This window comes from Runella salmonicolor (assembly GCF_024158025.1).
Classification (GTDB): domain Bacteria; phylum Bacteroidota; class Bacteroidia; order Cytophagales; family Spirosomataceae; genus Runella; species Runella salmonicolor.
In genome coordinates this window covers 57,401-70,980 of record NZ_JAMZEL010000001.1, presented here as the reverse complement: position 1 = coordinate 70,980, position 13,580 = coordinate 57,401, and the positions used below count along the sequence as shown (strand labels likewise).

14 protein-coding genes are annotated in these 13,580 nt (G+C 46.1%); 10 read left to right on the top strand and 4 right to left on the bottom strand.

What is annotated here, in order from left to right; translation table 11 throughout:
• Nucleotides 1–38 precede the first annotated feature (38 nt).
• The gene (locus tag NCI00_RS00335; protein WP_253523805.1) at nucleotides 39–737 is read right to left on the bottom strand and encodes an SAM-dependent methyltransferase; all 699 of its coding nucleotides are present in this window, start codon (nucleotides 735–737) and stop codon (nucleotides 39–41) included.
• Complete coding sequence (locus NCI00_RS00330) at nucleotides 734–1,498, bottom strand: alpha/beta fold hydrolase (protein WP_253523803.1); 765 nt, start codon at nucleotides 1,496–1,498, stop codon at nucleotides 734–736. The genes NCI00_RS00335 and NCI00_RS00330 overlap by 4 nt, the downstream gene beginning before the upstream one ends.
• A 139-nt stretch (nucleotides 1,499–1,637) precedes the next feature.
• On the opposite strand from NCI00_RS00330, the gene NCI00_RS00325 reads away from it, so the two are divergent.
• From NCI00_RS00325 to NCI00_RS00305, 5 genes are all read left to right on the top strand, one after another.
• Nucleotides 1,638–3,428: a sensor histidine kinase gene (locus tag NCI00_RS00325; protein ID WP_253523801.1), complete on the top strand. Its 1,791-nt coding sequence runs from the start codon at nucleotides 1,638–1,640 to the stop codon at nucleotides 3,426–3,428.
• Nucleotides 3,429–3,483: 55 nt separating this feature from the next.
• Nucleotides 3,484–4,128, top strand: a complete 645-nt coding sequence (locus NCI00_RS00320; RefSeq protein WP_253523798.1) for a response regulator — start codon at nucleotides 3,484–3,486, stop codon at nucleotides 4,126–4,128.
• A gap of 224 nt (nucleotides 4,129–4,352) precedes the next feature.
• A complete protein-coding gene (locus NCI00_RS00315) occupies nucleotides 4,353–5,402 on the top strand; it encodes a C1 family peptidase (RefSeq protein WP_253523795.1) in 1,050 nt (349 codons plus the stop codon).
• Nucleotides 5,403–5,415: 13 nt separating this feature from the next.
• Nucleotides 5,416–6,072 (top strand): hypothetical protein, encoded by a 657-nt coding sequence (locus NCI00_RS00310; protein WP_253523792.1) that lies wholly within the window; start codon nucleotides 5,416–5,418, stop codon nucleotides 6,070–6,072.
• Nucleotides 6,073–6,109: 37 nt separating this feature from the next.
• Complete coding sequence (locus NCI00_RS00305; protein WP_253523789.1) at nucleotides 6,110–7,354, top strand: hypothetical protein; 1,245 nt, start codon at nucleotides 6,110–6,112, stop codon at nucleotides 7,352–7,354.
• A gap of 21 nt (nucleotides 7,355–7,375) precedes the next feature.
• Here NCI00_RS00305 and NCI00_RS00300 read toward each other — a convergent pair whose 3' ends face one another.
• Nucleotides 7,376–7,936 (bottom strand): collagen-like triple helix repeat-containing protein, encoded by a 561-nt coding sequence (locus NCI00_RS00300; protein ID WP_253523786.1) that lies wholly within the window; start codon nucleotides 7,934–7,936, stop codon nucleotides 7,376–7,378.
• A 344-nt stretch (nucleotides 7,937–8,280) separates the two neighbouring features.
• Between NCI00_RS00300 and NCI00_RS00295 the strand changes: the two genes are divergently transcribed.
• The 5 genes from NCI00_RS00295 (at nucleotide 8,281) to NCI00_RS00275 (ending at nucleotide 12,946) form a co-directional block, all read left to right on the top strand.
• A complete protein-coding gene (locus NCI00_RS00295; protein WP_166559541.1) occupies nucleotides 8,281–8,511 on the top strand; it encodes a hypothetical protein in 231 nt (76 codons plus the stop codon).
• A gap of 173 nt (nucleotides 8,512–8,684) precedes the next feature.
• The gene (locus NCI00_RS00290) at nucleotides 8,685–9,818 is read left to right on the top strand and encodes a 5-(carboxyamino)imidazole ribonucleotide synthase (protein ID WP_374758826.1); all 1,134 of its coding nucleotides are present in this window, start codon (nucleotides 8,685–8,687) and stop codon (nucleotides 9,816–9,818) included.
• Nucleotides 9,819–9,904: 86 nt separating this feature from the next.
• Nucleotides 9,905–11,218: an NAD(P)/FAD-dependent oxidoreductase gene (locus NCI00_RS00285; RefSeq protein ID WP_253523784.1), complete on the top strand. Its 1,314-nt coding sequence runs from the start codon at nucleotides 9,905–9,907 to the stop codon at nucleotides 11,216–11,218.
• 122 nt (nucleotides 11,219–11,340) lie between these two features.
• Complete coding sequence (locus tag NCI00_RS00280; RefSeq protein ID WP_253523782.1) at nucleotides 11,341–12,246, top strand: prohibitin family protein; 906 nt, start codon at nucleotides 11,341–11,343, stop codon at nucleotides 12,244–12,246.
• 154 nt (nucleotides 12,247–12,400) lie between these two features.
• Nucleotides 12,401–12,946, top strand: coding sequence for a Uma2 family endonuclease (locus NCI00_RS00275; RefSeq protein WP_253523780.1), 546 nt, complete (start codon nucleotides 12,401–12,403; stop codon nucleotides 12,944–12,946).
• 80 nt (nucleotides 12,947–13,026) lie between these two features.
• On the opposite strand, the gene NCI00_RS00270 is transcribed toward NCI00_RS00275, so the two are convergent.
• Complete coding sequence (locus tag NCI00_RS00270; protein WP_253523778.1) at nucleotides 13,027–13,458, bottom strand: hypothetical protein; 432 nt, start codon at nucleotides 13,456–13,458, stop codon at nucleotides 13,027–13,029.
• Nucleotides 13,459–13,580 lie beyond the last annotated feature (122 nt).

Here is a 13,580-nt window from a genome sequence, read left to right as displayed (position 1 = left end):
AACCGCCGAGCCGCAACACGTTGCGGCTCGGCGTGTTTTTAGCCAATCAAAAACACGGTAGGTTTTCGGTGCAAATCGTAGGTTTTATTTTTCCAGTCTTTGACGAAAAGCGTTTTGACAAATCCGTCGGGTGCCGTCAGGTTACAGGCTACACAGAGGCGGGTGGTAGGCTCGCAATGAATCAGTAAATCTTCCATTACCTGATTATTACGGTAAGGCGTTTCGATAAACAACTGGGTTTGTTTGCGCGACATGGCCTCTTTCTCCAAATACTTAATCGTTTTTACCCGTTGGGCACGTTCAATGGGCAAATAGCCGTGAAATACAAACGATTGACCGTTCAATCCGGAGGCCATGAGGGCCAATAAAAGGGACGAAGGACCCACCAGCGGCACCACTTCGATGTTGAGTTGATGGGCTATCTTCACGGCGGTTGCGCCGGGGTCAGCCACGCCCGGGCAGCCCGCTTCTGACAATACACCCGCATTCTTTCCTTCTTTCAACAAAGCTTTGAGCTGAGCCAACGTTTCGGCTTCGGGGGTTTCTTTGTTGAGGTCGTAAAAGGTCAGGGTATCAATGACTTTTCCCAATTTAAGGCCGCTAATAAAACGCCGGGCGGTACGTAGGTTTTCGGCAAAAAACACATCAAGATTTTTGACGCTTTCGGAAACTTGGGCAGAGAGTACATCGGCAGAGGTATCGTCGGCGAGGGGCGTGGGAATCAGAAATAATTTCATTGTAAAAAGTTAACCAACGATTGCACAAACGCTTCGGGCTTTTCGGCCTGCACCCAATGGCTTGCGCCTGCGATGGTGTCAACGGTGGAGTTAGGAAAAAGATGCTGAATGGTGGGAAGGTCTTTATCCCGAACGTAACCAGATTTTTCGCCGCGCATAAAGAGCGTGGGTTCGGTCACAATGCGCGGGTTGATGAGGTCTTGCCCGATGATTTCGATGTTTGCTTCAATGACGGGCAAGTTGAGTCGCCACGCAAAAACGCCATCGTCGTTACGGTAGAGATTTTTGAGCAAGAACTGCCGTACCGACGGAATCGACTCGTACTGACTCAAAATTGCATCGGCCTCGTTACGACTTTGCAACGAAGCCAGAGGAATGGCCTTTAAGCCCGCAATGATTTCGGCGTGGTGAACTGGGTACGAACGCGGGGCAATATCGACAACTACCAGTTGACTGAATGCCTCTGGATATTGCATGGCGTATTGCATAACGGTTTTGCCACCCATCGAATGCCCGACCAAAATGGGCTTTTCCAGTCCCTGTTGTTGGATAAATTCGTGTAAATCATCGGCCAACTCAGGATAAGAATGTGTAGGGGCGTGTGGAGAACGCCCGTGGTTGCGCTGGTCGACGGCGTATACCGAAAAGCCTTGGTCGGCAATTACTTTGCTGATGGTGAGCCAGTTGTCGCATGAGCCGAAGAGGCCGTGCAAGATAACCATGGGACGTCCTGTCCCGACTTGACGAAAGAAAAGTTGCATGGATTGTGTGAAATCGTGGTGATGATGGCTAAATCCCAGTAAAAGGGGATATTGGCTAAAACCAACGTATTTGATTGGTATATGAACAAAATTAGTAACTTTTGGAAAGTATTGAAAAGTTACTTTTTGATTAGTACAAATGAATACCAGAATTGCTTCTTTACTTTTTTTGATTTGGCTCATTAGTATACCCACCTTAGCTCAAGAACGTATTGAGCTAAGCTCCTCAAAAGAATCGGTTTCAGTAGGATTGAAGTGCGGCGTTTTGGAGGACTCGGAAGGGGTTTTTACCCTTCAAACCATTCAAAAAATACCCTTTAAAAGAGCCATGTCGACCATCCCGAACAGTGGGTATACGACTTCGGTCGTTTGGGTGAAAATAAATGTGCTGAAAACGGGAGAAAATCGGTGGTATTTAGAAATTGACAACCCCCGCTTAAACGATGTGACATTGTACGTGATTCATGACCAAAAAATGGTATATACCCAAAAGTTAGGGGATGCATTACCTTTTGACGCTTATTCTATCCCCGACCGAAGTCCCATCTTCAATCTCCCTTTGGCGTCTAATCAATCTTACACCCTGTATTTACGGGCGGTTTCGACCGAGGATTTAAAATTACCGCTGACGTTTTGGGAAGAACATCAACTGTACGCGCATTTGGCGGGCAAAAACCTTATTTGGGGGATTTATTTCGGGTTTATTTTGCTCATTACGCTGTATAATTTCTTTTTATGGTTCGTGACCCGCGATTCAATTTATGGCCATTATTGTCTCTATGTGCTGTTTTTTGGGGCGTTTCAATTTTGTTTGTACGGTTTTGGCTATCAGTATATTTGGAGCAACTCCGTGTTTAATGACCGTTCCCACATCTTTTTTTTGGGTATCTCGGGCGTATTTCTGACGTTCTTTTCGCTTGCTTTTTTGGACCCGTACAAACGCTTTCCTTGGCTAAAACTGTTCATGAAAACCGCCGCTTATGTCTTTGCGGTGGGTTTTACGGCTTGCCTGTTTTGGTATAATTCGTACATCAACGTGGTTTTTATTACCGCCGCTGCCATAATGGTTGGCATTCAGTGTTACAGCGCTATTGGCTTGGCGTGGGCGGGTTCAAAAATGGCTCAATTGTATTTGCTGGCTTCAGGTACGCTCTCAGTGGCGGTGTTGGTGGTAGGGATGAAAAATCTGGGTTGGATTTCCGCCGACAACCAAGATTATTACCTTATGGCGGGGTCTATGTTTGAAATCGTTTTGTTTTCGCTGGCGTTGGGGTATCGGCTACGGTCGATGCAGCTTGAAAAACTCCGTCAACAACAGATGAGAGATGAGATTTCAATCAATCTGCACGATGATTTGGGGGCGTCGTTGAGCAGTTTAACGATGATTTCTGAACTTAATCGGCGAAAAGCCCAAAAGCAAGACCCCGAGTTGGCAGAAATGTTTGGGCGAATCAGTGAGCGCTCCCGCGAAGCAATGCGTTTGGTCAGGGAGGCAGTTTGGGAAATTAATCCCCATAACGATACCTCCGAAGAGTGGGTGGACCGGATGGTGACGTTTGCGCAGGATACGTTCGGAGCCCGACAGATTGAATTTGAACTTTTGATTGATGATAATCTTCGCAATGAACAGTTTCCCATCGACCAGCGGCGCAATTTGTTTTTGTTTTTTAAGGAGGCGGTCAACAATATTGCCAAACATTCAGGGGCTACGCACGCAAAGGTGCATTTCGAGAAAAAAAACGGGGTTTTAAAATTGTTAATCAGCGATAATGGACATGGATTTAATGTTGCGCAGGCTACCGAAGGCAATGGACTTAAAAACTTTCAAAAAAGGGCAGAAGCGCTCAAAGCCGATTTGGCACTCCAATCATCGCCCCAATCAGGCACGTGCATAGAATTGACTTTTCGGGCGTCGGCCTACTTAAATTAACAGTTGACAGGCATACGTTTTATTCTCAAATTTACCGATGATAAACCCACCCAATATGATACGTGTTGCACTATTTGAGGATATAAAAGAAATTCGAGAACTCTTAACCGAAACCATCGAAAACAGTGAAGGGCTGTTGATGACGGGGGCCTATGCCAATGCAAACGAGGCCCTGAAAGTCATGAAACGCGACCGACCCGACGTGGTACTGATGGATATTCAAATGCCTGGTATATCCGGGATTGAGGCGGTGCGTACCATTAAGGCGAGTTTTCCAGAGATTCAGATTTTAATGCAGACCGTTTTTGAGGACAACGCACGTATTTTTGCGGCGATTTGTGCGGGTGCTTCGGGATATATTTTAAAGGATGCTTCTCCCGAACGTTATTTGGACGCTATCATTGAGGTAGCGCAGGGCGGAGCGCCCATGTCACCGGTGATAGCCCGTAAAGTATTGACGATGTTTCAGGGGCAAAATGCCGCTTCTCCCAAGGAAGAATACCATGAGCTCAGCCCGACGGAACAAAAAGTGCTGGGGTGTTTGGTGAGGGGGCTAAGCTATAAATTGATTGCGGATGAATGCAAAATAAGCATTTCTACGGTCAATTTCCACCTCAAAAATATTTACCGTAAACTGCACGTCAACTCGGCCACCGAGGCCATTTCTAAAGCTCTTCGTCAGCAATTGACCAGTTTGTAAGGGTAGGCTTACTATCATCTCTTAACCGAAAAACAGCAGAATAATAAATTTAAATGTAAGGGCAGGTCCGTGGCGGTGTACCGCTTACGTCTGCCCTTTGTTGTTTAGGTCTGCGCCAATTCCGTCTTTTGCCTACTTGATTTAGTAGTTTACAGGGCTTCGGGAAAGCACTACTTTTGAGTCATTCAAAATCGTTTAATGAATACTCTAAATCCAAGCTGCTTATGAAATTTAATGTCTTGTTGCCCGCTCTGTTGCTTTGTATGGGAGGCGTTTTCTGTGGTTATGCCCAAGAGGAAGAAGAGCAAGAGCCTGAAACTCCCGTGAAAAAAGTGAATCTACAGTTGCTGACGCAAAACGCTTCGCCTTTGCAGAAAAACAAGCTAAGCCAGTTGAAGTCGCAGGCCCAGTCCAAAAAGTTTTCGTTTACCCCCCGAGTGACTTCTGTTTTGGGGGCCGATTTGACCAAAATTACGGGTTACAAAGTGGACAAGACCTTAACGGCCGATAAAATGCAAAAGCAAATTGAGGCCGCCAATAAATCGTTGGGCGAATCGGGGGAAGGTGGTAATGTAACCACTTTTTCGTCGGCACCACCGCCACCAGTGTTTAGAACGCCCAACCTCCCGGCCATCCGAAATCAGGAAAGTTGTGGTAGCTGTTGGGCTTTTGCAGCCTGTGGAGCGGCCGAAATAAGTTTTCGTAAAAAATATAATTATAGTACCAATTTGGCTGAACAACAGCTCGTTGACTGCGCTACGCCTGCGTTTGATGGTTGCTCAGGTTTTTTCTCCGAAGGGGCAATGACCTATATGCAGTTGTTTGGGGTATTGTACGAAACCCGTTATGAATACGATGCTCGTGATAATAACCGTTGCCGCGACAACGTACCGCGACGAAAACACAAACTTTTGGCGTGGTCGTGGTTGGATGCCAATCCCTTTAACATGGACGATGCCACGGCCATCAAAAGGGCCATTCTTCGCCATGGCTCGGTGACCTGTGGCATTGTGGCAACGGATGCATTTTGTAGTTATGGCGGTAACGAAGACGAGGTATTTGACGAAATTGCCCCACAAGATTTCAAGTCCGAAGACGTAAATCATGCCGTGGTCATTGTGGGCTGGGACAACAACAAAGGGGCGTGGTTGGTCCGTAATTCGTGGGGAACGGGTTGGGGAAATGACGGCTATGCGTGGGTAAAATACCGCCACAACGGCATTGGCTTTAATTCTGTTTGGGTAAGCGGGAAAAAAACGTGGACCAATAATTAACCCAATTCCCACAATGAAAAAAGTCATTTTTGGGATGTTTTTGCTCACTTTTGGGCAAACTTCCCTCAACGCTCAATCGGATGTTGCCTTTGAAAAAGTAAGCATTTGCCTGACCAATAATACTAACCGTTGCCTGAGTAGAGCCCGCGCAGAAACCATCAGCGAAAACGACCCGCTGACGGTGGAAGTAGTCCTAAAAAGCAATGATGCTCGCTTTCTTAGGGACCAAGTCCAGTATATTTATGTGGAAGCGGCGCGAATGTCGCCCAATTGTTTGAGGGCATCTTCCACCCCCGACAACTGTCCTCCTGATGCTTATTTAGGGTGGTTGGGCCTTTATACCTCTCCGACGGTAACTATCGCCAAGCCGCAGTTGGTGGACGATGCTGATTTTAATCGTCCGCAATTGGCGGCCACCAAAAAACTGCGTCAGGAAATGCTCAAAATCCCCGTCGAAATTGTCGAAAATCGCCCAGGGCTGCCCGGTGAAAAGCCGATTGGTAGGCTGGATTGGCCTGATAATAAGCGCAAACCACCTTATTCGTTTCGATTCAAAGCCAATGGAATGAAGATGATTGCCCAAAATGCCCATAAATACTTGCGCGTGACGGTGACCCTGCGAAATGGCGAAAAAATTTCTTCTGACCACGTTCGAATCAATGTGCAATGAGGTATATATTTAAAAACAGAACCAAAACTTTTACCCGATGAATATAAACGCGTTCATAAAACGTTTTCCCGCCAAAGTATCCTTTTGGGTGCTTACGTTAATCGTTGTGGGATTTATTCAATTAATGACTTTTGCGCAAAATCCTGACCCGTATGTGGGCACTTTTAAGGCCGAACAAGCCGATATTTTACTCAACATTACACAGCGGAACAATCGCTATGAAGGCGTGTTTACCGCCGAGGGAAAGCGCTACAACTGTGTGGCTAATCGCGTAATTGCGGGGGTATCTGGAACCTATTCTGACAACGGACAAGACATTGAATTTTCGTTGGGAAAGTTGTTGGGGGAATATTTTATCACCACGCAGGGAGTGACCATCCCGATGAAACGGACTTCGTTGACGCCTTCGTTTTCCAATGCTCCCAGTACAAAGCCTGCAACGGCGGCGGCGCAACCCGCTCAGCCTCAGGCTACCACGCCAACGGCCGCAAGAGCTTCTGGAAAAATGTACACAAGTGCTTCAGGATACAGTTTTAATAGTCCTGCGGGCTGGAATTTGCAGGGGCAAGAAAACGGTGGTTACTCTTTCTTGCGCTCGGGGCAGCAGACGGTTTTGTCGGTTTCGCCTCATGCGTATCCAACGATTCAGGCCATTTTAAATGATATTTATGATCAAAATGATGCCGCTTCCAATACCTATTTGAAGGTCCGAAAAGAGCGTTATGGCTCCAACGGAGTGCTCGCAACCTACGAAGGAACCATGCAAGGCACACCCGCTGTGTTGACAATCCTCTCCTTGTTGTCGCCCTACGGGGGTGGGGTCACTTTCACGACCATTGCACCGCGGGCAGAGCATACAACCGAGCTACCGCAAACGCTCAAGTCTATGGCAGCGAGCGCGACTTTCAGCAAACCGCAAACCTCTCCCGCCGCCGAGCAATGGCGCAATCGGCTCAATGGTAAGCAGTTATTGTATCTCTACACGGGCAATGGTTATTCCGAAAAACAAACCTTTGATTTGTGCTCCAACGGCACCTTTATTTCGGGAGGAGACACGTCGGCGAGCAGTTCGGGCGGCTTCAGCGGTGACTTTTCGGCCGTAACGCAGGGTGGCGGCTCGGGTACGTGGCGTGTGGGTGCGGAAGGGAATCAGGTAATTTTGGTTTTTAATTACCGCAACGGAAATACTGCTCGGTTTACGGTGGCCACGGCCCCAAACGGAACGAGTGTGCTGTTGAACAACAAAAAATACTTTGTACAAGCCAGCCCTAGTTGTCGCTAACGCGGGCTGGCTTGTTGGCTATTAATCCTTCAGGTTAAGGACTTTTTTCACTTCATTATAATCTTTCCAATTGACGTGCCCTAGGCGCGCGCCCGTGGCTGGCGGAACAATAACCGCCCGAAACTCTTCGTCGACAAAGAATTGATTTACATCAACATCTTTGGAAAAAGAAATAAAAGCAGAAATGAGCCCAGGCTCCATGGCAAAGGAGTACGTTACGTGGACATCGTTGAAATACGTATCCCACGGCACTGCGTTTACAAACGCTTTATTGGCAGCGGTGCGGTTATAAAGAAACACCATGCCGCCATCCATCGTCTTTTGGGTCAAGTACGTCTGAATAGCGCCTCCCTGCAACCCAATGGTGGAATAACGCTCGGTTTTGTTGTAGTTGGTGATGAATGATTGTTTGGAAACCGCCACCCAATTGGTTGAATAAAAGGCCGTTCCGCCTGTCGTTCCTGGGTCGCCTTTAGGGCCGACGGGGCCTTGGGGGCCAACGGGCCCTGGATCACCTTGTGGCCCCGCGCAAGCCGAGACAAAAAGCACGGCAGCAAGTGATAAATAACTTAAAATCTTCATGATGTTAGAGAGCGCTCTCACCTTCAGAGAGACGAGTTTTGGAGTGATTCATATCCTGAAGGTCTTATGGAGGATATGAAAATACAAGGAAATCATTTTTGCAAGATTAACGAGTATTTCGGAAAGATATTTAGAAACCCTGCTATAAATAATACAAACGTGTTTTTGGGCTTTTATAGGAAATAATCCCTAATCTAGATTTTGCTAAAACATACCCCCTAGACGCAGGATAGCTGGTGGTTTAGTTTGTCTGTATTGGTCTGGCTTTGTTTAGATTTTGTCGAAAATTGTTCACTTCAGTTCATATCTGTTTATCTTTGCGCCCAAACCAAAAATCAGCTAAAATGAGTTTAATGAAAGCCTACCCGTACCTCTACCGTTGGGCCGAAACGTACGGAAAAGTGGAGTTTGGAAAATTGGAGGGAGCCGAAGCAACAGTACGCTGTATTGATGAAACAGGGACCGTTTTTGAATCTCCTAAAAAAGTAAAAGACCTAGATGCCGCGCTTAAAATGGCCGAGGAAGCTATTTATGAGTGGTTTGAGGTCAATGATCCAGATGAATTAGATGATTGATTTGTAATGAACCGAAAAATAATAAATGTAAAAGGCTGAACATAAAACGGAAATTCAAATTGTCGTTGCGATGGGTTGGTTCTAAAATATAATTGCAATCATTTGATTAATAGGTGATTATGTTGGTGTTTTGCATTTTTTATTCTACATTTTAAATTTTACATTTCCTTAACGTGTTTGATATTAAACAAAAAGTAGGCGTTTTAGGTGGAGGGCAATTGGGTCTGATGCTGCTGCAAGCCGCGATAGACTGGAATTTAAACGTCAAGATTTTAGATGCCGCCGATGCGCCCTGCGCGGCTATTGCGCCCGAGTTTGTCGAAGGCTCGTTGCAAGACTATGACGCAGTGTATCAATTTGGGCAGGACGTGGAGGTGCTGACCATTGAAATTGAAAAAGTAAACGTGGAAGCCTTGGAAGCGCTCGAACGAGAAGGAAAAAAAGTGTTTCCGCAGCCGCACGTCATTCGATTGATTCAGGATAAACGCTTGCAGAAGCAATTTTATCGTGACCATGGCCTGCCTACGGCCGATTTTGTGCTAACTGAAAATCGAGCCGATGTGCGCAATTATGCTGATTTCTTGCCCGCGTTTCACAAATTAGGGAAAGATGGCTACGACGGTAAAGGGGTGCAGCGAATCGCATCAGCCGCCGATTTTGACAAGGCTTTTGACGCGCCGGGGTTACTGGAGAAAGCCGTTGATTTTGACAAAGAATTGGCCGTGATTGTGGCCCGGAATGAGCGCGGCGAGGTAGCCACTTTTCCCACCGTCGAAATGGTGTTTCATCCCGAAGCCAATCTGGTCGAATACCTTTTTGCGCCCGCCGATATTTCACCTAAAATTGAACAGCAGGCTCAAGAATTGGCAAAAAAAACGGCACAGGCCATCGGAATCGTGGGACTTTTGGCCGTTGAAATGTTTTTGACCAAAGACGGGCAAGTGCTCATCAATGAAGTGGCTCCGCGCCCGCACAACAGCGGTCACCACACCATTCGGGCCAATTTTACGTCGCAGTTTGAGCAGCATTGGCGGGCTATTTTAGACTTTCCATTGGGCGATACTACCGCTTACACGCCTGCCGCTATGGTCAATTTATTGGGGGAAGAAGGTCACACTGGCCCCGCGTATTATGAAGGAATGGAGGCGTTGTTGGCTACCCACGGTGTATTTCCTTTTTTATACGGCAAAAAAATTACCAAGCCATTCCGTAAAATGGGCCATATCACGGTGACGGACAATGATTTGAAGAAGCTGAAAGAAAAAGCCGAATGGGTGAGAGGGGCGTTGAAAGTGATAACCAAATAACGAACCAACGTTGGATTGGATGTGTTTAAAAAGTAGATTTCGGCATATTTGCCGCGACATACCGACTATAAACTGCCAATTTAAAAATGACACCCAATCTCCCAAAAACTGAACTCAAGCGCGTCGTCATTGTCGGCGCGGGGTTTGGTGGGCTTGTGCTGGCGCGTGAGCTTTCAAAACGTTCTGATTTACAGATTGTATTGATAGATAAAAACAACTACCACCAATTTCAGCCGCTGTTTTATCAAGTAGCCATGGCGGGATTGGAGCCTAGTTCTATTTCTTTTCCGCTGCGTAAAGTATTTCAATCGAAAAATAACGTTCATATCAGGGTCACGGAAGTGGTGAAAATTGATACTGAATCCAACGTCATTGAAACAAAACTCGGACCCGTTGAATATGACTTTTTGGTGTTGGCGACGGGAGCCGATACCAACTTTTTCGGCATGAAAAACATGATCGAAAATGCCATGCCCATGAAATCGGTGTCGGAGGCATTGGCGCTTCGTAACCGAATGCTCCAAAATTTTGAAGATGCCCTGAGTGTGGAGACCATTGAAGAACGTCACGGCCTGATGAACGTGGTGATTGTGGGCGGCGGGCCTACGGGCGTAGAAGTGGCCGGCACGTTGGCCGAAATGAAACGGCATATTTTGCCGAAAGATTATCCCGAATTGAACTTCGATTCGATGCAGATTTACCTGTACGAATCCTCGCCCGAAGTGCTGGAAGTCATGTCGGACCAAGCCTCCAAAAAAGCCAAACAGTATTTGACCGACTTAGGTGTCAATCTGCGTTTGGGCGTTCGTATTGTTGATTTTGACGGAAAATATGCCACCACCAACACAGGCGACCGCATCCGTACCAACAACCTGATTTGGGCGGCGGGCGTCAAGGCCAACGCGATTGAGGGTATTCCAGTGGCTTCTATTGTACGTGGAGGTCGGGTAAAAGTGAACCAGTTTAGTCAGGTTGAAGGCACAAAAAACATATTTGCGTTGGGTGACTTGGCCTTAATGACTGAAGAAAAATATCCCAATGGGCACCCCCAATTGGCGCAGCCGGCCATGCAGCAGGGCGAATTGCTCGCCAAAAATCTGGTACGGATGCTGAAGGGACAGGAAATGAAACCGTTTGTTTACAAAGATTTAGGTTCGATGGCGACCGTGGGCCGCAATCTTGCCGTGGTAGACCTGCCTTTCTGGAAGTTTCAGGGATTTTTTGCGTGGTTGACTTGGATGTTTGTGCACCTTATCTCGATTGTTGGCGTTAAAAACCGTCTGTTAATCTTTATCAACTGGCTCTGGAATTACGCTACCTACGACCAATCCCTTCGGTTGATTATTAAACCTAAAATTTTAAAAGAAAAAGAACCCGATGTGGTAAAAGAAACCGTTTAGACGGTTGCCTTTCTTCCTGCTTTTTTACCAGCTCCGGCCCGCTAAAGCCTATCCTCAATATAGTGTACAATCAGACCAGAAAACGTGTACGTTTGTGGCATAAATTTTAAACCCAAACTATTATGTTTCTGATTGTTATCGGAGTGATTTTGGTCATAGCAGGCTTTGCGATCAATACTCCATCGTTGGCGTTTGCCAAATTTTCCCGTCCTGTCAAGGTGGCGGGTGTTGTCTTGGCCATTTTCGGGGTTCTTACGTCGTGTATCAAGCAGGTTGATGCGGGTTCGGTGGGGATTCAATCTTTGTTTGGAAAGGTAAGTAATACTGTTTTGAGCAGTGGATTAAACTTTGTAAACCCGCTCGTGGATGTTACATTGTTGGATACAAAGACGCAAAACTATACCATGTCGGCAGTACATGATGAGGGGGATAAAACAGGCGACGACGCCATCCGTATTCTGACGGCCGACGGACTTCAGGTCGAAATAGATTTAACGATTCTCTACCGCGTTATTCCCTCCGAAGCGCCCAAAATTTACCGCGAGATTGGGCCTACTTACGTTGAGAAAATTGTTCGTCCCATAACCCGCACGCGCATCCGCGACAATGCCGTTAATTATGACGCAGTGGCGTTGTATTCCACCAAGCGTGATGAGTTTCAGGCGCGTATTTCTAAGCAAATTGAACAGGAATTTAAAAACCGAGGAATTTTTCTGGAAAACGTCTTGATTCGGAATATCAACCTGCCCGAGTCGGTCAAAAAAACCATTGAGTCCAAAATCAATGCCGAGCAGGAATCGCAGAAAATGCAGTTTGTGTTGAGCAAAGAAAAGCAAGAAGCCGAACGTAAACGCGTTGAGGCGCAGGGGATTTCTGATTATCAGCGCATTATTTCCGAAAGTTTGACCGACCGTCAGTTGCAGTACGAGCAAATCAAGGCCCAAAAAGAATTGGCGTCGTCGCCCAATGCCAAGGTCATTATCATGGGCGGTAAAGGCAACGTGCCCGTGATTTTGGGCGATAAATAAACGGTAGGGGCAGGGTTTACCTCTGCCCTAAGGGGTTTACCCCTACTGTTAGTTCAAAACCGTTAGATTGAATGTTTAAACAATTGGCTAGTTTCCTCTATTTTGGAAACTAGCCAATATATTTTATTTTTGAATAAAATAATCAGGTAAACCAATGATAGAAGCAAGAGATACCGCAGTTCTGCCCAAAACTTTGGAAGAGTTTATGGTTTGGGAGCCGGAAGATGGCTTTAAATATGAATGGAATGACGGAGAGCTTATCAAATTTGTTGGCATGAACAAAACACAGGTTTTTATCTACGAAGTATTGAATCAACTTTTTATTGAAAAAGGGCTCTGGAAATCAGGTACTTTGATTTCAGAATATGATGTACAGCTTACCGGTATTCAAATGAGAAGACCCGATATAGCATATCTTTCCAAAGAACAAATACAGCGTACGAAGCAGGGTGAAGACGAAATACCTGAATTTTTGATTGAGATTATTTCTGGCAGTGATAACGCTAACAAAGTCGAAGAAAAAACGGCTGAGTATTTTAAAGCAGGAGTTAAAGTCATGTGGTTGATTTATCCTGACAACAAGACAGTTCATGTCTATACTTCACGCAAGCAAGTACAAATCTGTACCGATGATGATATATGTTCGGCCAAGCCTATTCTTCCCGAATTTGAATTGAGTGTCAACGCAATTTTTGTTTGATTCTAAGCTACAATCGATTGAACGGTTTTTACGTACCTGTCTGACGGTTTAAAACCGTCGGACAGGTATATCAACGATTGCTAGACGAGACTCCGAAACTGATAGAGGCCAAACGACATAATAACGCCCCAAATCGTGCCCCAAAGTAGCATCTGAGCAATGACAGTCAGGCGGGGTACTTTGAACGACACGGCAATCAACGTGCCGCCTATGGGCGTAAAAAGCAGAGGCGTAAGCAAGGCAATGCCTGTCATCCCTGATTTTTTCCAGACCCTAACGGCCAGCCGAGAACGCTTGCTGAAAAGACGGGGTTGGGTCTTTCGATAGCGGGCCATCAATTGCTGAATGGCGCTGCCCAAAAACACAAAAATAACCACGCTGAACATCATACCCACAACGGTGCAAATGGCCGTTTCCCACCAACTTAAGCTAAGTGCTAGGCCTGCCAAGGGGCCTGCTACAAATTTGACCATGCTTGCCAATACAACTGAAATATATTTTGCCCAAGGCATTTTTAGAGGTGTGGTTTTGTTAAATAATCAGCAAAGTAGTCATTAACTTAGGACGAACAACCCAAAAACCCAAAAATCTGCTTAAAATCAAAAAACAAATTGCGTAAGTTTGGGCCAAATAT

Excerpts from the sequence above, each read along its gene's own strand:
- NCI00_RS00275 (WP_253523780.1), top strand. The coding sequence starts at position 12,401 with ATGATAGAAGCAAGAGATACCGCAGTTCTGCCCAAAACTTTGGAAGAG.
- NCI00_RS00305 (WP_253523789.1), top strand. The coding sequence starts at position 6,110 with ATGAATATAAACGCGTTCATAAAACGTTTTCCCGCCAAAGTATCCTTT.
- NCI00_RS00295 (WP_166559541.1), top strand. The coding sequence starts at position 8,281 with ATGAGTTTAATGAAAGCCTACCCGTACCTCTACCGTTGGGCCGAAACG.
- NCI00_RS00280 (WP_253523782.1), top strand. The coding sequence starts at position 11,341 with ATGTTTCTGATTGTTATCGGAGTGATTTTGGTCATAGCAGGCTTTGCG.
- NCI00_RS00300 (WP_253523786.1), bottom strand. The coding sequence starts at position 7,936 with ATGAAGATTTTAAGTTATTTATCACTTGCTGCCGTGCTTTTTGTCTCG.
- NCI00_RS00315 (WP_253523795.1), top strand. The coding sequence starts at position 4,353 with ATGAAATTTAATGTCTTGTTGCCCGCTCTGTTGCTTTGTATGGGAGGC.
- NCI00_RS00310 (WP_253523792.1), top strand. The coding sequence starts at position 5,416 with ATGAAAAAAGTCATTTTTGGGATGTTTTTGCTCACTTTTGGGCAAACT.
- NCI00_RS00320 (WP_253523798.1), top strand. The coding sequence starts at position 3,484 with ATGATACGTGTTGCACTATTTGAGGATATAAAAGAAATTCGAGAACTC.
- NCI00_RS00335 (WP_253523805.1), bottom strand. The coding sequence starts at position 737 with ATGAAATTATTTCTGATTCCCACGCCCCTCGCCGACGATACCTCTGCC.
- NCI00_RS00270 (WP_253523778.1), bottom strand. The coding sequence starts at position 13,458 with ATGCCTTGGGCAAAATATATTTCAGTTGTATTGGCAAGCATGGTCAAA.
- NCI00_RS00285 (WP_253523784.1), top strand. The coding sequence starts at position 9,905 with ATGACACCCAATCTCCCAAAAACTGAACTCAAGCGCGTCGTCATTGTC.
- NCI00_RS00330 (WP_253523803.1), bottom strand. The coding sequence starts at position 1,498 with ATGCAACTTTTCTTTCGTCAAGTCGGGACAGGACGTCCCATGGTTATC.
- NCI00_RS00325 (WP_253523801.1), top strand. The coding sequence starts at position 1,638 with ATGAATACCAGAATTGCTTCTTTACTTTTTTTGATTTGGCTCATTAGT.